Annotated in this window: 23 protein-coding genes; 13 read left to right on the top strand and 10 right to left on the bottom strand. The window is 36.1% G+C overall.

Features of this window, described 5'->3' with window-relative positions:
* Positions 1-2,922 (top strand): hypothetical protein (locus H5T45_05515; GenBank protein MBC7129170.1); only part of this gene is annotated, 2,922 nt, incomplete at its 5' end.
* On the opposite strand, the gene H5T45_05510 is transcribed toward H5T45_05515, so the two are convergent.
* Positions 2,919-3,893: a TIGR00269 family protein gene (locus tag H5T45_05510; GenBank protein MBC7129169.1), complete on the bottom strand. Its 975-nt coding sequence runs from the start codon at positions 3,891-3,893 to the stop codon at positions 2,919-2,921. The genes H5T45_05515 and H5T45_05510 overlap by 4 nt on opposite strands.
* Between H5T45_05510 and H5T45_05505 the strand changes: the two genes are divergently transcribed.
* Both H5T45_05505 and H5T45_05500 read left to right on the top strand, forming a co-directional pair.
* Positions 3,877-6,111 (top strand): endo alpha-1,4 polygalactosaminidase, encoded by a 2,235-nt coding sequence (locus tag H5T45_05505; protein MBC7129168.1) that lies wholly within the window; start codon positions 3,877-3,879, stop codon positions 6,109-6,111. The genes H5T45_05510 and H5T45_05505 overlap by 17 nt on opposite strands.
* Positions 6,112-6,134: 23 nt before the next feature.
* Positions 6,135-7,781, top strand: coding sequence for a urocanate hydratase (locus H5T45_05500; protein MBC7129167.1), 1,647 nt, complete (start codon positions 6,135-6,137; stop codon positions 7,779-7,781).
* Here the strand turns inward: H5T45_05500 and H5T45_05495 are convergent.
* Positions 7,776-7,991, bottom strand: coding sequence for a DUF167 domain-containing protein (locus H5T45_05495; GenBank protein ID MBC7129166.1), 216 nt, complete (start codon positions 7,989-7,991; stop codon positions 7,776-7,778). The genes H5T45_05500 and H5T45_05495 overlap by 6 nt on opposite strands.
* Before the next feature lie 59 nt (positions 7,992-8,050).
* Here H5T45_05495 and H5T45_05490 point away from each other — a divergent pair, with 59 nt between their 5' ends.
* The 3 genes from H5T45_05490 to H5T45_05480 all read left to right on the top strand — a co-directional run bounded on the left by H5T45_05490 (position 8,051) and on the right by H5T45_05480 (position 12,234).
* Positions 8,051-9,721 carry a hypothetical protein gene (locus tag H5T45_05490; protein MBC7129165.1) on the top strand — a complete coding sequence of 557 codons (1,671 nt, stop codon included), beginning with the start codon at positions 8,051-8,053 and terminating at the stop codon, positions 9,719-9,721.
* A 75-nt stretch (positions 9,722-9,796) separates the two neighbouring features.
* Positions 9,797-10,813 (top strand): transglutaminase domain-containing protein, encoded by a 1,017-nt coding sequence (locus H5T45_05485; protein ID MBC7129164.1) that lies wholly within the window; start codon positions 9,797-9,799, stop codon positions 10,811-10,813.
* A 29-nt stretch (positions 10,814-10,842) separates the two neighbouring features.
* A complete protein-coding gene (locus H5T45_05480; protein MBC7129163.1) occupies positions 10,843-12,234 on the top strand; it encodes an aminoacyl-histidine dipeptidase in 1,392 nt (463 codons plus the stop codon).
* Here the strand turns inward: H5T45_05480 and dcd are convergent.
* The gene (dcd, locus tag H5T45_05475) at positions 12,231-12,671 is read right to left on the bottom strand and encodes a dCTP deaminase (protein ID MBC7129162.1); all 441 of its coding nucleotides are present in this window, start codon (positions 12,669-12,671) and stop codon (positions 12,231-12,233) included. The genes H5T45_05480 and dcd overlap by 4 nt on opposite strands.
* On the bottom strand, positions 12,671-12,871 hold the full coding sequence (locus H5T45_05470) for a cold shock domain-containing protein (GenBank protein ID MBC7129161.1): 201 nt from the start codon (positions 12,869-12,871) through the stop codon (positions 12,671-12,673). Before H5T45_05470 ends, dcd begins: the two co-directional genes overlap by 1 nt.
* 223 nt (positions 12,872-13,094) lie before the next feature.
* Between H5T45_05470 and H5T45_05465 the strand changes: the two genes are divergently transcribed.
* Genes H5T45_05465 through H5T45_05455 form a run of 3 tightly spaced genes read left to right on the top strand, consistent with a single transcriptional unit; the run spans position 13,095 to position 13,835 of the window.
* The gene (locus tag H5T45_05465) at positions 13,095-13,328 is read left to right on the top strand and encodes a hypothetical protein (protein ID MBC7129160.1); all 234 of its coding nucleotides are present in this window, start codon (positions 13,095-13,097) and stop codon (positions 13,326-13,328) included.
* Positions 13,325-13,573 carry a hypothetical protein gene (locus tag H5T45_05460; protein ID MBC7129159.1) on the top strand — a complete coding sequence of 83 codons (249 nt, stop codon included), beginning with the start codon at positions 13,325-13,327 and terminating at the stop codon, positions 13,571-13,573. The genes H5T45_05465 and H5T45_05460 overlap by 4 nt, the downstream gene beginning before the upstream one ends.
* A 58-nt stretch (positions 13,574-13,631) precedes the next feature.
* Positions 13,632-13,835, top strand: coding sequence for a hypothetical protein (locus H5T45_05455; GenBank protein MBC7129158.1), 204 nt, complete (start codon positions 13,632-13,634; stop codon positions 13,833-13,835).
* 44 nt (positions 13,836-13,879) lie between these two features.
* Here H5T45_05455 and H5T45_05450 read toward each other — a convergent pair whose 3' ends face one another.
* The 3 genes from H5T45_05450 to H5T45_05440 form a co-directional block, all read right to left on the bottom strand.
* Positions 13,880-14,131 (bottom strand): hypothetical protein, encoded by a 252-nt coding sequence (locus tag H5T45_05450; protein MBC7129157.1) that lies wholly within the window; start codon positions 14,129-14,131, stop codon positions 13,880-13,882.
* A 118-nt stretch (positions 14,132-14,249) separates the two neighbouring features.
* Positions 14,250-14,732: a type IV pilin gene (locus tag H5T45_05445; GenBank protein MBC7129156.1), complete on the bottom strand. Its 483-nt coding sequence runs from the start codon at positions 14,730-14,732 to the stop codon at positions 14,250-14,252.
* Between the two features lie 78 nt (positions 14,733-14,810).
* Entirely contained in the window at positions 14,811-14,996 is a 186-nt protein-coding gene (locus H5T45_05440) for a hypothetical protein (GenBank protein MBC7129155.1), read from the bottom strand.
* A gap of 80 nt (positions 14,997-15,076) precedes the next feature.
* On the opposite strand from H5T45_05440, the gene H5T45_05435 reads away from it, so the two are divergent.
* Genes H5T45_05435 through H5T45_05425 form a run of 3 tightly spaced genes read left to right on the top strand, consistent with a single transcriptional unit; the run spans position 15,077 to position 16,930 of the window.
* Positions 15,077-15,490 carry a transcriptional regulator gene (locus H5T45_05435; GenBank protein ID MBC7129154.1) on the top strand — a complete coding sequence of 138 codons (414 nt, stop codon included), beginning with the start codon at positions 15,077-15,079 and terminating at the stop codon, positions 15,488-15,490.
* Entirely contained in the window at positions 15,483-15,752 is a 270-nt protein-coding gene (locus tag H5T45_05430; GenBank protein MBC7129153.1) for a hypothetical protein, read from the top strand. Before H5T45_05435 ends, H5T45_05430 begins: the two co-directional genes overlap by 8 nt.
* A gap of 2 nt (positions 15,753-15,754) precedes the next feature.
* Entirely contained in the window at positions 15,755-16,930 is a 1,176-nt protein-coding gene (locus tag H5T45_05425; GenBank protein MBC7129152.1) for a redox-regulated ATPase YchF, read from the top strand.
* 54 nt (positions 16,931-16,984) lie between these two features.
* Here H5T45_05425 and H5T45_05420 read toward each other — a convergent pair whose 3' ends face one another.
* The 3 genes from H5T45_05420 to H5T45_05410 are packed head-to-tail and all read right to left on the bottom strand — an operon-like array spanning position 16,985 to position 19,190.
* Positions 16,985-17,728, bottom strand: coding sequence for an MTAP family purine nucleoside phosphorylase (locus H5T45_05420; protein ID MBC7129151.1), 744 nt, complete (start codon positions 17,726-17,728; stop codon positions 16,985-16,987).
* Positions 17,725-18,948 carry an Lrp/AsnC ligand binding domain-containing protein gene (locus H5T45_05415; GenBank protein ID MBC7129150.1) on the bottom strand — a complete coding sequence of 408 codons (1,224 nt, stop codon included), beginning with the start codon at positions 18,946-18,948 and terminating at the stop codon, positions 17,725-17,727. The genes H5T45_05420 and H5T45_05415 overlap by 4 nt, the downstream gene beginning before the upstream one ends.
* Positions 18,945-19,190, bottom strand: coding sequence for an Lrp/AsnC ligand binding domain-containing protein (locus H5T45_05410; GenBank protein ID MBC7129149.1), 246 nt, complete (start codon positions 19,188-19,190; stop codon positions 18,945-18,947). Before H5T45_05410 ends, H5T45_05415 begins: the two co-directional genes overlap by 4 nt.
* 80 nt (positions 19,191-19,270) lie before the next feature.
* On the opposite strand from H5T45_05410, the gene H5T45_05405 reads away from it, so the two are divergent.
* Positions 19,271-19,539: hypothetical protein (locus H5T45_05405; protein ID MBC7129148.1), on the top strand; the 269-nt coding region annotated here is incomplete at its 3' end.

The raw sequence follows: 19,539 nt of genomic DNA, 5'->3' as shown, positions 1-19,539 counted from the left end.
AATTACAACACTATATGCAATAATCGTTGGTATGGTGCTGTTTCTGACCCATATTATGATGGAACAGACTATATATATTATACTGTAGATGCCCGCTATAACTACTGGGGATATGCAAGCGGACCCACTCATTCATCCAATCCGGGAGGCACAGGAGACACTATCAGCGACAATGTTGACTACAGTCCGTGGCTTGGAGACGAATTCCAAATAACTCCGAGAACATATCATGTCAATCCAACAGGAACCATTCAAGATGCAATAGATGCAGCAAGTGATGGAGATACAATAATTGTTCATGATGGGACATACAATGAAGCACTCGTTATAGAAGGATTCAATGGTTTAACAATACAGGCAGGAAGCACACCAACTATAACTGGCGTCCAAACGGTTTGGGATATGGCATCTGCAGTGTGGGCGGATAATATAATATTTGTAAATAATTCACAGGATGTGAATATAATAGGGTTTAACATAGTAGGAACAGGTAGCGGACCAAATCTAAGAGATTTTGGTATTTTATATGAGAATTCAAGCGGTATGATAAAGGATTGTAATATTGACCACAACACTATCAATGATATGTATGCACTTGCTGTGCGTGCCACACTCAATTCCACATTGACAATAGAAAACTGTACGATAGTAGATTATGGAAGAATAGGAATATATGTAAGAGAAGGGACTACCTTAAATGTATTTAACAGCACATTAATAGGGCAAGTATATACCAACCCCAACTATGTTAACTATGGAATAGAAATTGAGGGAATAAACTATCCTTGCGTTAGCACAATCAGAGGGAATGAGATATATAATCATGATAATACAGATGATGCTGCCTGGAGTTCCGCAGGAATTATTGTAGATATATGGAGATATTATGGTCCAAGTTATAACTGCAAGAACAGTACAGTTTTGATAGAATATAATTACATCCATGATAACTTTTATGGAGTGCAAATAGTTCCAAACGATAACATACATGTCAATTACAACACTATATGCAATAATCGTTGGTATGGTGCTGTTTCTGACCCATATTATGATGGAACAGACTATATATATTATACTGTAGATGCCCGCTATAACTACTGGGGATATGCAAGCGGACCATATCATCCAACATTAAATCCAGATGGAGAAGGAAATGAAGTAACCGATTATGTTGATTTCCATCCATGGTGGGAGACGGCAACAGGAAGCATTCCACCAACAACAACAAAAGAAGTAGGCACACCTTCATATGGAGATTATTTAACTTCATCTACACAAATAACGCTGACAGCAACAGATGGAGAGAGTGGAGTAAAGGCAACATATTATAGAATATGGTATAACGGTGAATGGAGCGATTGGACTGAATACTCCGGACCATTCACTTTAACAGGCGAATGCTTGCATTATCTTGAATATTATAGCGAGGATAAGGCGGGAACAATTGAAGAAGTGCATAATCAAACCCATTATGTCGATAATACTCCTCCAACTACAACCCTTGAATTTGGAACACCTTATTATTATGATGGAACAAATCACTGGATAACTACATCTACACCAATAACATTAACAGCAGAGGATGGAGGATTATGCACATGTGGAGTATATAAGATATATTATTACATTGATGCTTTACCAGCAAATGAATACACTGGCCCATTCACAGTTCCAACTGAAGGAGTGCATACAATTTATTACTATAGTGTGGATAACTTAGGAAATACTGAAACAATAAATAGCATTGTTGTTAATGTTGAAATATCAACAGCACCAGTTACAACATGCAATTGCCTTGGCCCACTTGGAGAGAATGGATGGTATGTTGGGCCAGTTACAATCTATTTATCTGCAACAGATGAGCAGGGAGTTGCATATACAAGATATAGAATAAATGGAGGAGCATGGCAAACATACACTGGCCCAGTTAGTGTTTCAGCAGAAGGATTGTATACAGTTGAGTATTATTCAGTTGATGTTGCAGGAAATGTTGAAGCAACTAAATCATGCAGTTTTGGAATAGCAACTTCAGCGCCATTAACAGAATGCATAATATCTGGCTTGCCTGGAGACAATGGATGGTATAAGAGCGATGTGCAGATTACACTTAAAGCAAATGCATACATATGTGGAGTAAAGGCAACATACTATCGCATAGATGGAGGAGCATGGCAAGCATACACTGGAACATTTACATATAGCGGAGAAGGAAATCATGTTATAGAATACTACTCAATAAGCAACGCTGGTTTAATTGAAACACCAAAATCAACATCATTCAAGATAGATAAGACAAGCCCAACAGCAAAAGTTATATATCCAAATGGTGGCGAGGTTTTAGGAGGAACAATAACAATAAGATGGACAGCAAGCGATAACATTGGCATTGCAGGAATTGATTTGCTATACAGCGATGATGCTGGATTAACATGGAATGTTATAGCAAGCAATGTTGCAAACACTGGCTCATATAACTGGAATGTAGCTGGCTTACCATATGGAAGCAATTACATGGTTAAAGTAGTTGCAAAGGATAATGCAGGAAATGTTGCAAGCGATACTTCAGATGGAACATTTACAATAGGAATGCCAAGCCCACCAACAGTAAGCATAATTAAACCAAGAAATGCCTTGTATATCTTTGATAGGGAAATAATCCCACTGCCAATGCCAATAATAATTGGAGGAATAACAGTTGAGGCAACTGCAAGCTCAAGCATAGGTATTGCAAAAGTAGAATTCTACATAGATGGAGCACTTAAATTCACAGATACAAGCGAGCCATATTCATGGACATGGGACGAAAGAGCAATAGGGACGCATGAAATAAAAGTAATTGCCTACGATACCACTGGACAGCAAGCAGAAGAAAGAATAAGCGTATTTATAATGAATTCCAAACCCTCTTCCCTTTTACTTTAAATTTTTTTCTTTAATTTTTCTTTTAGCTGGCATACCATGCAAATTTCCTGTGAAGATGGCATTGAACATACTTTGCATTTTTTAAGTTTCGCTGGCTTATACTTTTTTGCTAAGAATGGTTCAATTTCATAATAACTTTTTAATATGCTGTGCCTTGTGCCTGGGTGCCTTGCTTCCAAGTTCATTATAATTTCGCGATAAGTTCCTCTCATTGCTCTCACTGCATATGGGCATTCGTCCTCGCTTATCTCAAGTCCGTTTAGGAGGGCGTATAAAGTTGTTTCTTTTTCTGGAATTTCTATGAGGGGCAGAATTCTTGGGACATAGCCAGGTTGGACTTTTTTATGAGGAGCCATCCTTGCCATTCTTTCCATATCATTTCTTACAAAATTCATCAGTATTGTTTGAGATACATCATCTAAATTATGCCCCATTGCAATAACCTTTGCATCTATTTCAAGAGCTTTTTTATTTAGGCAATATCTCCTGAAAACACCGCAATATGTGCATTCTGCTTGCTCGCCGCGTTTTTTGCTTATTTCATCAAGAGTAAAGCCAATTTCATCCTTAAACGAAATTATATGGTGAGGTATGCTCAATTCATTGCATAATTTTTTTGCAATTTTTACTGTTCTATCTCTATAGCCCTTTATTCCTTCATCAACACTTATTGCATGCAACTCCCTATTTCTATGTTTGCCAATTATTTTCCAAATGATATAGCAAGCTGTGCTGCTATCCTTTCCACCAGATAAAGCAACCGCAATTTTTCCTTCTGGCAGGCCTTGCTTCCTTATTTCCTTTTTAACCCTCTTCTCAAAAAATTCAATAAAATGCCTCTCGCAGAGATATGTCCCATTGTATCTTATGAATATTATTGCTTCATTTTTGCATTTTGTGCATTTCACGGGAGAAAATGAAAAAGTATATAAAATCGTTGCTCTATTTAAAATAATGAAAATAGTAAGCATTTTGTTGGCATTTATTTTGATTGCAAATTTTAATCTTTATTCAAGCAAAGGAAAAAATGATTTAAGAATTGATTTAGACAGTGTTAGATATTGGGCTTATCAAATACAGGGTATAGAAGAAGAGCAAGCTGTTGAAAAACTTGCAAGAAGTAGATATGATATGCTTGTTGTTGAGCCAACAAGAACAGATTGGTCATCCGATAATAAATATTTTGATACAAAAGGAATGGTAAAAAAATTGAAATCATCTTTTGCAAATGATGGATTTCACAGAAAAATTGTTATAGCATATTTAAGCATAGGCGAAGCAGAAAACTGGAGATGGTACTGGAAATGGGGGAATAATTTTCCAGATTTCATAATTGGTCCAGACCCAGATGGATGGGAGGATTGCTATCTTGTGGAATATTGGAGGAAAGAATGGAAGGATATAATAATATATGGAGTTAATTATAGCGAAGAAGGAAGGGATTATAACAGTAGTTTGGAGGAAATAATAAATGATGGGTTTGATGGGGTATATCTTGACTGGGTTGAGGCATTTAGAAATGAAGATGTTATAAAAAGAGCAAGCCGTAAGGGAGTAAATGCAACTCTTGAAATGCTGAAATTCATGGAGGAAATAAAAAATTATGCAAGGGCTAGAAATCCAGATTTTATAATTATTCAACAAAATGGAATCGAGCTATGCGAGCACAGTGAATTGTTTAAAATTATAGATGGCTTTGCACAGGAAGCGATATGGTATGATGGCGTTGCTACAGATGACTGGTATGATAGGGATGGATATGATATAAAAAATGAGGAGGAGCTGACAAACTATTATTTAAAATATATAAACACCTACAGAATAAATGAGAAGCCAGTTTTTAACTGCGAATATGCATTTCACTATTCAAAAGATGCTTATAAAAAATCATATGAAAATGGTTTAATTCCTTATTGCTCCCGCCGCTCGCTTTCAAAACTAACAACAACTCCTCCCTTTGGATACTTCAATATTTCTCTCCAGAAAGGTTTTTCTTTCGCTGGCTGGTGGAATAACAGCTACTCAACAGATGAGGCAATCGTTTCGCTTAATAATTTGAGAGCAACAGGCACTGAATGGCTTTCATTGATTGTAACATGGTATCAGGAAAATGAGCATTCAACAAAAATAGCTCCTGATAAAGATGCCACGCCGAGCGATGATTCAATTGTTTATGCAATTAATTTAGCTCATTCTCTTGGAATGAAGGTGATGCTGAAGCCCCATATTGATTTGTATAATGGGAAATGGAGAGGAGAAATTGAATTTTATAGCAATAGAGATTGGAGAAGCTGGTTCAAAAGTTATAAAGAATTTATACGCCATTATGCAGATTTAGCAGAAAGAAATAATGTTGAGGAGTTATGCATTGGTTGCGAGTTGGTAAAAACTACAACCAGGAATGAATGGCTTGATATTATAGAAGCTGTTAGAGAAAACTTCTCTGGCCCGCTAACATATGCTTCTAACTGGGATGAATATAAGAATGTTAAATTCTGGGATTATCTTGATTTTATTGGTATAGATGCATATTTCCCTCTTACTGATAAAAATAACCCAAGCATAGATGAGCTGATGCTTGCGTGGGATAAATGGAAGGGAGAAATAATAATGACAAAAGATGCTTTTGAAAAACCCATTATATTCACTGAAATCGGATACAGAAGCATAGATGGTTGCAATATAGAGCCATGGAATTGGTGGCAAGCGGGTGAGATAGATTTGCAGGAGCAGGCGGATTGCTATGAGGCAGCATTTTCAAAATTTTGGTATGAAGAATGGTTTTTTGGTTTCTACTGGTGGATGTGGTGGCCGGAGCTGAGGGGAGGGGAAAATGATGATAGCTATACTCCCTATAAAAAGCCAGCAGAAAAAGTTTTAAGGAAATATTATAAAAATGAAACATTCTATGTGAGGATAGAAAAACCAGGAAATGCAATTTACATTTTTGATAGAGAAATAATAAAGGCGGAAAAAACAATCATTATTGGAAAAATAACGATTGAAGTAAATTCATCTGAAAATATAGATGAGGTTGAATTTTACATTGATGATGAATTAAGATATTTGGATGATGAAAAACCATATGAATGGCTCTGGAATGAGTTTTCAATAGGAAAGCATGAAATAAAAGTTATTGGAAATGAGGCAATGGATAAGAAGGATGTATTCATCATAAATTTGGTATAAGCTTTTTATATAATTTCTTTTTTATTTTTATGCAAATAAAAGCTCAGCGTGGAAAAACTTTAAGATGCAAAGGATGGAGACAGGAAGGAATTCTTCGAATGCTTGAAAACAATCTTGAAAATGCTGAACTGCCAGATAAGCTAATTGTTTATGGTGGCTCGGGAAAAGTAGCAAGAAACTGGGAATGCTATCATAAAATTGTTGAAAGTTTGAAGGAAATTGAAGAAGATGAAACACTGCTTGTTCAATCTGGCAAGCCAGTGGCAATTTTTAAAACAAGAAAAGAGAGCCCAATCGTGCTTATAGCAAATTCAAACCTTGTGCCAAAATGGAGCAACTGGGAGAAATTTTACGAGCTTGAGCAGCTTGGCTTGATAATGTACGGACAGATGACAGCAGGCTCCTGGTGCTACATCGGCACACAGGGAATAATTCAGGGAACTTATGAGACATTTTCAGCATGCGCAAAGAAGCATTTCAATGGCACACTTGCAGGAAAATTTGTTCTTACTGGCGGGCTCGGCGGGATGGGAGGGGCACAGCCCCTTGCGATAAAAATGAATGGGGGCGTTGCTCTGGTTGTGGAGTGTGATGAGAGCAGGATTGCCAGGAGGATAAAGGCGGGATATTGCGATGTTAAAACGGATGATGTTGATGAGGCGATTGAGATTGTTAAAAATGCGAAAGAGGAGAAGGAGGCAATTTCCGTTGCATTGCTGGGAAACTGTGCGGATGTGCATCCAGAACTGGTGAGGCGAGGGATAAAGCCAGATGTGGTTACAGATCAAACTTCTGCCCATGATGCTTTAAATGGATATGTCCCAAAAGGTTATTATGGTGATAACCTGCAGGAAGCTTTTGAGTTAAGGAAGGAAAATCCTAAAAAATATGTAGAGCTTGCAATGCGCTCAATGGCTGAGCACTGCAAGGCAATGATTGATTTCAAGAGAAATGGCTCAATTGTATTTGATTATGGAAACAATCTAAGGGGGCAGGCATATGAAGCGGGTTTAAAGGATGCTTTCAGCTATCCAGGATTTGTTGTTGAATATATTCGCCCGATGTTTTGCGAAGGGCGCGGGCCCTTTAGGTGGATTTCTCTTACAGGCGATGAAAATGATATAATTGTGACTGATGAGGTTGTTATGAAAATGTTTCCAGAAAATGAAATACTTGTTAATTGGATTAAGAAAGCGGAGGAAAATCTTCCATGGGAGGGTTTGCCATCACGTGTATGCTGGCTTGGATATGGAGAAAGAGATAAGTTTGCTCTTGAAATTAATAAACTTGTAAGAGAGGAAGTTATTGGGCCAATTGGAATAAGTCGAGACCACCTTGATGCGGGGAGTGTTGCATCTCCTAACAGGGAAACGGAAAAAATGAAGGATGGAAGCGATGCGATTGCTGACTGGCCACTGCTGAACGCTCTGCTTAACTGCGCTGCTGGAGCTGACAATGTTGCAATTCATAATGGAGGAGGCGTTGGAATTGGACTATCAACTCATGCGGGAATGGTTGTTATATGTGATGGTAGCAAGGAGACAGATGAAAGGATAAAAAGAGTTTTTAAAACAGACCCTGGCCTTGGAATTGTGCGCCATGCAGATGCTGGCTATGAAAGGGCAATAGAGATGGCAAAAAAATTTGGGATAAAGATGCCGATGCTATAAAATTTCAATTATTTTCTCTCTCGATTTTTCTCCCTTTATTATTCTTATGCAGTTTTTCTTTACTTCAAAGAAATTTGCAAGCAATTCAATAACTTCTTTATTTGCCTTTCCTTTGCTTGGAGGAGATGAAACCTTAACTTTTAAAATTTCTCCTTCCTTAATAACTTCATTTTTGCCAGCATTTGGGATAACTTTTATTTTTACTATCATCTTTACGACAACCGATAATTATTTAAAATACTTCTGTATTATTATTTGGAGGCTGAAAAATGAAAGGAAAAAAAATAATGATATTGGCGGGAATAGTGATGGCGACACTGATTGCTACAGCTTTTGCACCAATGTTTAGCGCAACATCGAAGGAAAAGAATGTAGCAGATACAAGAGCAATATATAAAGAAATAAAGGCAATACATAAATCTTTGCCAACAGTGGGCACGACAGGAAACATTCTTATCTCTTCAGATAATCCAGATGCGGATGATATGCATCCAAAAATAACAAGGAAGGGTTCAACACTTGTAGTTGCATATGAAAAAGAAATAAGCTCAATGGAACAGGGAGTACAGGTTGTATATTCACAGGATAACGGAAATACATGGGACGCAGCATTTCTATTTAATTCTGCTGAATTTCCATCTGGCTCTGGATTGCTACAAAGTCCTGATATAAAATATTCTCCAACAGCGGACGAATTCTTCCTTGCAATGGCGGATCCAATGGCGGAGATGTATAACATGGAACATGCATGGATACCAGGAGATATTGCAACCGCAACAAGCGCTACATGGTGGGGAGTTTCGGGAATAGGGGCATCTGATTATGAGGAATGTGCGGCTGGGGTTGTTGCAGAATGGTTCTTATATCTTGCTATTGCCGAAACATCAGGAATATCAAGAGGTCTCGAACTGCTTTATTCCTATCACGATAAAGCAACAGATGAAATTTATCAGCCAGGTGACTTGCATTCTGGCTGGGCAGCTGGCTTCTACTATGATGCTCAATCAGTGACAAAAACTGCTCCCGCATATAAGCCAGAGATGGCAACAGGAACAAATAGAATAACCTTTGTAATAGAGCACTATAATGAGGATACAAAGAAATATGAAATAATACATAAGACAACAGTTGCATCTGTTGATCCATTGCTCACAACTTCTGGAGGAGGACCGTCAGGAATGGATAAATACGCTGATGTTGAAGTATGGCCATGGCAGGGAATAATTGGTGAGGGAACAGATCCAGATGTTTCTGCAAGCGACAAAATTGTAGTAGTTTATATGAACAATGACAACATATATGGAGATTGGAATATTATATGTGCGATTACAACTCCAACCCAGCCAGAGTATCAGCCATATGAATGGCAATTTACAACAGTTGGAAAACCATTGATGGATGAGAAATATCCAGCGGTGTGGGTAAGTGGAAATAAGATATCAATCGCATATGTAAGGGATGGAAATCTATACCTCGTTGAGTCAGAGGATGGCGGATTAACATTTGGAGAGGAGAAGAAAATCAATGATGTTGATGGAACAGTTGCAATGGAGCCAGGAACAGTTGATATGAATGACTTGGGTATAGTATGGACAGATACAAGAAATGGAAAGAAAGACATTTACTTTGCTCCAAAACCAGCAGCAGTAATAAATGTTGATAGCATATCTGGTGGATTTGGAGTTACAGCAACAGTTAGCAATGCGGGAACAATTCCAGCAGAGAATGTTGCATGGAGCATTGATTTAGAAGGAGGACTAATCATATTAGGAAAGCATGCAGAAGGAACAATACCAACACTTGCACCAGGAGCAAGCACAACAATAAGCAGTGGCCTTGTACTTGGCTTTGGAAAGACAACAATTAGGGTAAATGCTGGAGGAGCAGGAAAGACAGCAAGCGGCTTCGTGCTCGGCCCATTTGTGCTGGGTGTGAGCTAATCTCTTCCCCTTTTTATTTTTTAGATGCGATTAATTGTGGTGATTTCTGTTTTTTTGCTGGCTGGATGTATTTTTTTGAATTTTGAGAGAGAGGGATTTAAGGAAGAGGATTTAGTAGCCCCTTTGCCCTATTTTGTAAATTTTGAAGAAAAGCCTGAGGAAAATTCTTTTTTATCATATTCAGCAAGTTATGAAGTTATCTGGAAAATTTCCGATGCCTATGCTTTCAGCAGGTGCGCTTTAAAAATATATATTAAAAATACTGGCCAGAGCAAACTTTTTGTTTATGGTTTTGCAATAAAAATAAATGACAGCGAACAAGCAATGAAGCACAAGCATGGAAAAGAAATTTTGCAGGGGGAAAATGCCTCCTTCTTTTTTTCATTTTATGCTCCAGAGGAAGGAAATTATAGCTACAAACTGGGTATATATTTTATGGCGGGAGTGGATGGAAAATGGCATGACTACGGGCTGAGGTATTTAAAGGAAGAAAAGGATATTGAAGTAAAAAAGCTTGAAAGCAAAAGAGATTACAAATTCTATAAAAATTATTACAAATATTTTGATAAAATAAACGAGCTTGTCAATCCTTTTGACCCATTTATTAAATTAAAAGCAAATGAAATAACATCTCAATATGGTTCATCATATAATATTGCAAAGATATGCTCAATTTTTGACTGGGTTTATGAAAATGTCGAATATAAGAAAGAGGAGGGGGATGAATGGAATAAGCCAAGTTATGCAATTTATAGCGGGGGAGATTGCGAGGAATTTGCAATGCTGATTTCAGCGATGGTTGAGGCAATAGGAGGAACAGCAAGAATATATTTAACAGATAATCATGCTTTTTCAGCAATTTATATAGGAAAGAATTTGAGCATTCTTGATTGCATTGATGCATATTATTCAGCAAATCTTAGCTATGCTGTTTTTGAGGATGAATTTGGCTACTGGCTTGTTGCTGACCCCCTTTCCTACTTCTATCTTGGTTGCCCGCCCGCTGGCTCAGTGATTGCTGGCGAGCATGGAAAAATTTATGATTTTTATCTTCTGACGGGTAGTTTGTATGCGATTGATGTTTTTAGGTAATAGATTTATACTTGTTTTTTTATTACTCTATGCTCGAAAATATTGAGCCAAAAGAGGTGTGGAAATATTTTGAAGAGATATGCAAAATTCCTCATTGCTCGAAGCATGAGGAGAGGATTGCAAATTATATATGCGAGGTTGCAAGAAAGTTTGGATATGAAGTAGCAAGAGATGAGGCGGGAAATGTTGTAGCGAGGAATGGAAATGCTATAATAACATTTCAGTGCCACATGGATATGGTTTGCGAAAAAAATAAGGATGTTGTTCATGATTTTTCAAAGGATGAAATAAAGCCTTATATAGATGGCGACTATGTGAGGGCAAGAGGAACAACTCTTGGAGCAGACAATGGGATAGGCATCGCTATATGCCTTGCACTGATGGAAAAAAATTTGCCTCTTGAATTTCTTTTTACTGTTGATGAAGAAACTGGATTAACTGGAGCATTCAGCCTTAAGGAGGGATTTATAAAAGGGAAATATTTAATAAATCTTGATAGTGAGGATTTTGGAGTTATTTATATTGGATGTGCGGGTGGAGGAAATTCAACCATAACCCTGCCACTTAAATACTTAAGCAAGGAAATGGAAGGGATAAGAATTACTGTTAAAGGACTTAAAGGAGGGCATTCAGGAATTGAAATAGATAAGGGAAGAGCAAATTCAATAAAACTGCTTGCAAGGATATTATATGAGCTTGATGCAAGGATAAGCAAAATTGAAGGAGGAGACAAACACAATGCAATTCCAAGGGAAGCATTTGCTGAAATAAGCATTGATAAAAGCATTGAAGAAATTCAGAAGAAAGTGGAGGAAATGAAAAAAATATTCATGAATGAATATCCTCAGGAAAAGGGCATGGAAATAAGCATTGAGAAATGCAAGCTTAGCAGAATTCTTGATGAAAGGGAAAGCAGGAAAGTTTTGAATTTAATTCTTGCCCTGCCTCATGGAGTTATTGCGATGAGCCAAGAAGTGAAAGGACTCGTAGAAACATCAACAAATCTTGCAACTGTGAGAAGCGATAACGAGCTTAAAATAGTTATGAGTTCGAGAAGCTCGATTGATTCAGCACTCGATGCCCTAATGCAGAGCATAAGATGCATAGCGGAGCTCGCAAGCGCAAGGGTGGAGGAGGGAAGCAAATATCCTGGATGGAAGCCAAATCTCGAATCAAAACTTTTGAAGATAGCAAGCGATGCATTCCTTGAAATGTATGGAAAAGAGCCAGAGAAGAAGGCAATTCATGCTGGGCTTGAGACAGGTATAATAGGAAAAATAACAGGAATAAATGAAATAATATCTATTGGCCCACAGATAGAGCATCCTCATAGCCCTGATGAAGTTGTTAGCATATCAAGTGTTGAAAAATTCTGGAAATATCTGCTTCATTTAATAGAAAAAATAAATAGAGAGGGCTAAATTTTTACTTCCCTGTGCCCTTTGTATTTTCCATTATAATACTTTTCTGGCTGGGATGAAATTTTTTCAAATACAATCTGGCAGAATTTATCTCCTTCTTTTAGTTCAATTTCATTGCATGCATTGAAGCAACTTATAGTTAGGCATCCTTCAAATCCTGCATCAACCTTTCCAAAAGATGCAAAAATTCCTTTTCTTGCATATGAAGAGCGGAGCCATAGCTGTGCAGTCAAATTTTTTATTTTTATATATTCCCTCGTTGATATTGCAAACCATGTAAGGGGCTTTATTCTTGCCTTCTTTTCTCTTTTCCCATCTATATAAATTTCTCCTATGGTTAAATCATATCCATTTGGAGTTAAATTTAATTCTTCAAATGGATTGATTTCAATTTCGCCCTTCAAAATATATTTTTTTATTTCTCTATCAGACAGGATCATTCAACTAGTTCAACATTCTTTGCTCTTTTCCCCTTGTTGGTATTTACCAGCTCAAACTTTACTTTCTGTCCTTCTCTCAGCACTACAAAGCCTTCCTTCTTTACATCGGAATGATGCACGAAAACATCATCCTGTCCATCTACGCCTATAAACCCATATCCCTTTTTATTTATCCATTTTTTTACTATTCCTTCCATATTTCTCGCCCATATATCTGCTTATTATATAAAAATATTTGTATTCTTAAACCCGCAAGGAGGCGGAAAGATTAGCAAGCAATGAAGCCTAAATTAAAAAAAGGAAGGGGTGGTGAGGCAGCCACCCCCTGATTCTGACAATAAAATAATAAAGAGAATTTTATAAATTTTTTTAAATTTTCAGGAAGCCATAATTGGCAGATACATTTCAGATTAGTGTGTGATGGTGGAAATAAAAATCAAAGTCCCTAAGGAGTTGGAGGAAGAGATAAAGAAACTTGAAGAAGAGGAAATAAATAAAATAGTATATGAAGCATTAAAAGAAAAAATAAGCGAGAGATTATTATTCAAATTAGCTAATCAACTATTGGAGAGCAGTCAGTTAAATGATAAGCAAATAATGGAACTCTCCGATCTTATAAAAGAGAGAGTTGCTCAAAAACACGGAATTAAATGAAGATTCCCAAAATTTTGGTTGTTGTATCTCTTCTGAAAAGAAAAATAGAAACTGTTCCAAAAACAGATTATGAGATGTGGTTAGATGAAGCAAGGAAAATTGCTCCCCATTTTAAAGATATTCCATATTTTGCTTTAGCATTGTCGTTAAATGCTGCGATATGGAGCGATGAGAAGGCATTTAAAAGGCAAATTAAAGTTAAGATTTTTTCAACAGAAAAATTGAAAACCTTCTTTTATAAATAAAGAATAAGAAATATAGCAAAATAAGATGGTTTATATATTAGATCATATTTAAACTGTAATGATTAGTGGAAATGTGATCAAAGAATTAAAAGAAATAAATCAAAAACTTGAAGAAATAAAGAGGAGGATAGAAGAATTGGAAGAAATTATTTTGCCATCTGAAAAAATCACAGAGGAAGAAAAAAAGGAAATAAGAAGATTGAAAGAGGAATCACTAAAAGGTGAGCATTTTAAATGGGATGAAATAAAAGAAGGATATTGATTTTGCAAAGGAGTTTCAAAATTCTTAAAGGAAAGCTTCTTGATTTATTCATTTTTTAAATTCTTTCTGCCATATCCTTGAAAATCTTTCCTAGCTATCTCTCCCTTTATAAACCTGTCTATCTCTTCCACATCCTTTTCTGTTAATTTGCTATCTTTTGTTAATTTATCCAGCAATTCTAACTCCCTTATCTTTTCCTCTATCGCCTTTCTAGCTATCTGGCTCCATTTAATTTCAGAGTATTTTTCCATTTTCTTTTTTAATTCATCTGGAATTGATAGAGTTATATTTGTCATCAAATATATATGTGAATTCACATATAAATATTTTCCCAATTTAAGAAAAAAGGAAGGGGGAGTCGAGGCAAACTCACCCCTTGATCCTAATAAATAAAGAGGAAGGAGGAAGGCGGGACTAGATGTATATTCTCCATGTCCCAAGATTCGTGTTTGTTGGGATATATACTATTGTAAGATCAACATAGGTAGCTGTCCCTTCTTCACCGCCGTCGGCTACTTTGATATAATCTCCTGCCTGTATAGCAATGTCATTAGTAAATATTATTTGTCCGGCGCTGCTATTATTTTCTGGGCTTTGAGTAATAATATCTCCATTTGCATAATATACAGTTATATTTACCTCCTCATCTGCCACATATGTTACCCTTATGTCCTTCCATTTCATTCCTGCTTCTGCGGCTGTTATTGTGAGTTTATCGTTTATGTTATCTACTGCTCCAGATAGGTTTGGTGCTGCTCCTCCTGTTTTGCCCATTCCGCTTACCCATACGTATATTGTTGCTGCTAGCACTACTGTTATAGCCACCATTAAGATGATGGCTATAATTGGGCTCACTCCCGCCTTATTTTTTATCCATCTTTTCATTTTTTCTATCATGGTTTATCACCAAACATATATACGGAACAAGTATATAAATCTTTCGCAATTTGCTAACAATTTGATTACAAATTGCTTTTATCTGAAAATATCAAAGAAATAGTCATCAAAAGGAGGAAGAATTGCAAAAAGAAATCCTTTTTCAAAATAATAGGGGCAGGCTATTTCAGCAAAAGGATTGCTTATTTTCTTGTTATACATCACTCCTCTTGCTTCAATGCATCTTGCTCCATCAAAATTAAGGCAGAACTCGCATTTAACCATGAAAATAAATGAGCATGCCTATTAATTTTTTTCCAAAAAATATTATAAATTCATGCTGTATTAAAAATATGGAATTTCAAATTAAAATTATAAAGGCATCTCCTCTTACAAATGAAAATGATTATCGCAAAGTTGCTTTAAATTTTTTAAAGATGATTGGGTATATTGGAAAGAATGAGGATGAAAACTCAATAGCTTTCAAACTTTTTGAAAATTTTTTAATTCATCCAGATAAGGCATGGGCAATAGATGAGCTTATGCTCTCGCTTAATTCAACAAAAGCAACCGTCTATAGGCATTTAAACAAGCTTAAAAGCATAGACATTCTTGAAGAAGGAAAGGAAAATGGAAAGAAAACATATAAGTTAAGATACGGAAATATTGCAAAGGCATGGAATTTTGTTGAAGCTCATATAAAAGTTGCAATGAATAATTATGAAGAAACTGTCCAGCATTTACAAAAGCTTGTTGAAAGGAGGTATAAAAATGAATGAGGAAAGAGAGCTGACAGTTGGCTCAAAATATATTGTTTATTCAGTTGGCTCTGGCAAGGAAATAATGCAGACAAGCGGAATATTTGTTGGCTACTCATATCTATCAAAGGAAGAGGGAGGAATATGCATAAAAATGGATGAAAGCCATGGCTCAAAGAAAGGAATGATAAGGATAATTCCAATGGAGGCAATTATTGCAATTGACATAGTTGAGGAAAAGAAAGTGGAAAAGAAAGAAGAGGAAAAGCACTATTTCAGATAAAAATGCAGATTGGAATAGTTGGAAAACCAAATGTTGGAAAAACAACTTTTTTCAATGCAGCTACTTATGCAAATGCTGAAGTGGCTGACTATCCCTTTACAACAATAAACGCAAATGTTGGAATAATGTATGCAAGAACAAAATGCCCTTGCAGGGAATACAACTTAAAATGCAATCCAAGGAATTCAAAGTGCATCGATGGGGTAAGATATGTGGCAATTGAAGCCATAGATGTAGCGGGGCTTGTACCCAAAGCCCATGAAGGCAGAGGCCTCGGAAATAAATTTCTTGATGACTTAAGACAAGCTTCTTGCTTAATTCATGTTGTCGATATTTCTGGCTCAACAGATGAAGAGGGAAGAGCCTGCCAGATTGGGCAACATAATCCGGAGAATGATATAAAATTTCTTGAAGAGGAAATAGATTATTGGATAAAGGGAATAATTGGGCGTGACTGGAAGCGTTTGAGCAGAAAGTGCAGTATGGAAGGGGAAAAAATTGAGAAAATACTTGCTGAGAAGCTTGCAGGTCTTGGAATAAAGGAAGAGGACATAAGGAGGGCAATTAAAAAAATAAATTTGCCAGGTGATGCTTCTTCATGGAGCGATAGTGAGCTCTTTCTGCTGGCTTCAACAATAAGAAAGGAGGCAAAGCCAATATTGCTTGCTCTGAATAAAGCAGATAAAGCTCCTGATGAATTTATAAATAAGCTGAAAGGGGAGTATGCAATCCCCACTTCCGCATCAAGTGAGCTCGCTCTGGTTAAGGCAAGTGAAAACGGATTTATTGAATACAAGCCAGGAGATGCGGATTTTAAAATTTTAAAAGAGCTTGATGATTTGCAGAAGAAAGGACTTGAATATATAAAGAAGAGGGTTCTTGATAAATTTGGCTCAACAGGTGTGCAGAAATGCATTGATGTTGCTGTATATGAGTTATTAAAGCTGATAACCGTTTATCCAGTCGAAGACGAAAATAAATTAACTGATAAGGATGGAAATGTTTTGCCAGATGCATTTTTATTGCCACACGGCTCAAAAGTTATAGATTTAGCAAGAAAAGTTCATAGCGAGCTTGCTGAGGGATTTATAAAAGCAATTGATGTAAGAAGAAAAAAAGTAGTTGGAGCTGATTATGAGCTCAGCGATGGAGATATAATTCATATAGTTGCACGCTAGGAAACCTTTCTTGGAAACCTTTCTTTAGAAAAGAAAGCTTTCATGGAAAGAAAGTTATATTTTTCCTTCTTCTAAAGCATGCATGCATTTGCAACTCCTTTTTTCAGGAATTTTTTTAATGCATTCACCCACAATTTCAATTAAATATTTCTTTCTTTCATTGACTATCTCCTTTATCTCTCTTGCGCTTAACTTTTCCTGCATTCCAGCAGCATAATTTGAGACAAGGCAAATTGAAGCATAGCATATCTGCAATTCTCTTGCAAGAGCTGTTTCTGGCATCAAAGTCATACCTACAACATCAGCAAAATTTCTGAAAAAATTTATCTCCGCCTTTGTTTCAAGCCTTGGCCCATTTGTAACAATATAAACTCCCTCACGGTATTTTCCTCTTTTGCCCGCTTCCTCAACAATTATTTTCCTCAAAACAGGGCAGAAAGGATTGCTCATATCAATATGAATAGCTTGCTCATTATAAAAAGTGGAATTCCTTCCGCTTAAATCAATGAAATCGCTTGGAATAAAAATTTCCCCTGGCTTTATCTCTTTTTTCATTGAGCCAACATTGCTTATTCCAATTATCGCTTCTACTCCCGCATTTTTCATTGCCTTAATATTTGCATGATAATTTACCGCATGCGCTGGCTTGTGCTGTCTTCCGTGCCTTGGAATGAAGAATATTTTTCGCGCATTTTTTTCAAAAATAAAGGCTAACACTCTACCATATTCTGTTTCTATTTCTATTTCCTCTCCTTCCATTTCATAGAAGCCAGTTCCCCCTATTATTCCTATTTTCATATTTCCTCCCATTCCTTTAATATTGACTGCCATTTAAAATTCTCTATTCCCTTTATATTTTCAAGAGCCCTCACAATTCTCTCATATCCCTTACCAAGAGTTCTTGTCCTCACTTTTGCAATTATATCATAGCTTCCAGCAGTTACATCCACTGCAGTAATCCCTTTTATATCAAGTATCTTCTCTGATAATTTTGCAATTGAATAGCATGGCTTTATGTTTATAAATATATATGCCTTTACTTCAGTTAGTGCAAATGAAATAACACCTATCATAACAAGCATCAATGCAATTATTTTAAGTATAATAAGGAGCGGGTCTGTTGGAATTGTTACAGGGAAAAATTTTCCAGCAATATAGAAGAAAGGAATTGAAATGAAAACAGATGAAGCTCTTATTGCTTGAGTTACGCTCGCCTTTCCAATTCCCATAGCCCTTATGAAAAGAACCACTGAAAAGAAGGTTGAAATAACTCCCATTAAAAGAAATTCAAAAGAATTTTTTATTGCCTGCAGGCTCATGCTAAAAAAATTTTTATCAACAAAAAGTATTGCAATAAAAACAAAAGTTGTTGTGAATATCAGATTCCATAATCTTATGTTAAGCGAATCATTTACCTTTCCATTTATTCTTAAAATTTTCAGCTTTCTCTGTCCTATTGAAAACATTACCCATGTAGGATTTATGACAAGCAAAACAATAAGCAGTGCCTTTAAATCTACATTTCCGCTTAAAGAAAGAGAACCAAGAATTGCACCAAAAGTAACGACCATTGCAGATTGAACCTCAGCAAATGTTGGGGCATTGTTTTCAGCAACCGCTTCAACAAGTAAAAGATACAATATTACAAGCTCTGAAAAGGATAAAATTATTGATGGCTCAACAAGGCGCGATACAATAAAATAATAGCCAATTGTAGTGCCGGCATTGCCCAAGCCCGCTATTAAATGATATTTCAGCTCCTCCTTTCTTATCATTCTTATGCCATCGAAGGAGGGGTCAAGAAAAGAGCCGATTTTTTTATCCTTGTAAGGAAGCGAAAGGAAAAGTAAAACTAAGATTGTAAATATAAGGCTCAGAACAAAGAAGGATAGGCAAAAAACCCATGGCTCCTTTATATAATTTGCAGAAATTATACTATCAAAAGTTGCAGATGATGAAAGAGCAATAGATGATAGAATTGCCAAAAGATAGAAAAGATATCTTCTTCTTATCCTCATGTTTCTACTTCCATCTCTTTCTCTATAACTTGAGTATTAGTCCTTTTCACTCCCTTTATTTCATGTATTTTATCTGTTAATTCCATCAATTCTTCAAGAGTATTAACCTTTGCCTTTATTATTATATCATAATCACCAGCAACAACCGCAATACTCTCAATATCCTTTAATTTTCTCATTTCCTCAAGCACTGCCTTCAGATTTCCTACATATGTAGTTATGAGGATATAAGCTTTAATCATGTTGCCTTATATCAGATTTAAATATAAATATTTTGAAATTGCCTTAGTTACATTTTTATATTTGTATTTACATCCAAAATATGAATTCTTTCCTCAACCCGATTACTCTTGCAAGAGTTGTAAAATACTATATTTCAGATATTGATAGGCTATTTGAAAAAGAGGAAAAAATAGAAAAATATAGGCAGAAATGCTTTAAAAAGATAATAAAATATGCAATGGAAGTGCCTTTATACAGGGAAAAATATAGGGGAATTGATATAAATTCAATAAATCTTGAAAATATTTCTTCTTTGCCAATACTTAAAAAAGATGATATAAGAAAAAATTTTGATAAAATTATTCCTCA

The sequence above is a fragment of the Thermoplasmatales archaeon genome (assembly GCA_014361245.1).
In the GTDB taxonomy this organism is placed as follows: Archaea; Thermoplasmatota; E2; order UBA202; family JdFR-43; genus JACIWB01.
This window is presented reverse-complemented; position numbering and strand designations above follow the sequence as displayed.

Coding starts and splice junctions, on each gene's coding strand:
- H5T45_05505 (MBC7129168.1), top strand. CDS start 3,877: ATGAAAATAGTAAGCATTTTGTTGGCATTTATTTTGATTGCAAATTTT.
- H5T45_05510 (MBC7129169.1), bottom strand. CDS start 3,893: ATGCTTACTATTTTCATTATTTTAAATAGAGCAACGATTTTATATACT.
- H5T45_05495 (MBC7129166.1), bottom strand. CDS start 7,991: ATGATAGTAAAAATAAAAGTTATCCCAAATGCTGGCAAAAATGAAGTT.
- H5T45_05490 (MBC7129165.1), top strand. CDS start 8,051: ATGAAAGGAAAAAAAATAATGATATTGGCGGGAATAGTGATGGCGACA.
- H5T45_05480 (MBC7129163.1), top strand. CDS start 10,843: ATGCTCGAAAATATTGAGCCAAAAGAGGTGTGGAAATATTTTGAAGAG.
- H5T45_05470 (MBC7129161.1), bottom strand. CDS start 12,871: ATGGAAGGAATAGTAAAAAAATGGATAAATAAAAAGGGATATGGGTTT.
- H5T45_05465 (MBC7129160.1), top strand. CDS start 13,095: ATGGTGGAAATAAAAATCAAAGTCCCTAAGGAGTTGGAGGAAGAGATA.
- H5T45_05460 (MBC7129159.1), top strand. CDS start 13,325: ATGAAGATTCCCAAAATTTTGGTTGTTGTATCTCTTCTGAAAAGAAAA.
- H5T45_05455 (MBC7129158.1), top strand. CDS start 13,632: ATGATTAGTGGAAATGTGATCAAAGAATTAAAAGAAATAAATCAAAAA.
- H5T45_05450 (MBC7129157.1), bottom strand. CDS start 14,131: ATGACAAATATAACTCTATCAATTCCAGATGAATTAAAAAAGAAAATG.
- H5T45_05445 (MBC7129156.1), bottom strand. CDS start 14,732: ATGATAGAAAAAATGAAAAGATGGATAAAAAATAAGGCGGGAGTGAGC.
- H5T45_05440 (MBC7129155.1), bottom strand. CDS start 14,996: ATGGTTAAATGCGAGTTCTGCCTTAATTTTGATGGAGCAAGATGCATT.
- H5T45_05430 (MBC7129153.1), top strand. CDS start 15,483: ATGAATGAGGAAAGAGAGCTGACAGTTGGCTCAAAATATATTGTTTAT.
- H5T45_05425 (MBC7129152.1), top strand. CDS start 15,755: ATGCAGATTGGAATAGTTGGAAAACCAAATGTTGGAAAAACAACTTTT.
- H5T45_05420 (MBC7129151.1), bottom strand. CDS start 17,728: ATGAAAATAGGAATAATAGGGGGAACTGGCTTCTATGAAATGGAAGGA.
- H5T45_05415 (MBC7129150.1), bottom strand. CDS start 18,948: ATGAGGATAAGAAGAAGATATCTTTTCTATCTTTTGGCAATTCTATCA.
- H5T45_05410 (MBC7129149.1), bottom strand. CDS start 19,190: ATGATTAAAGCTTATATCCTCATAACTACATATGTAGGAAATCTGAAG.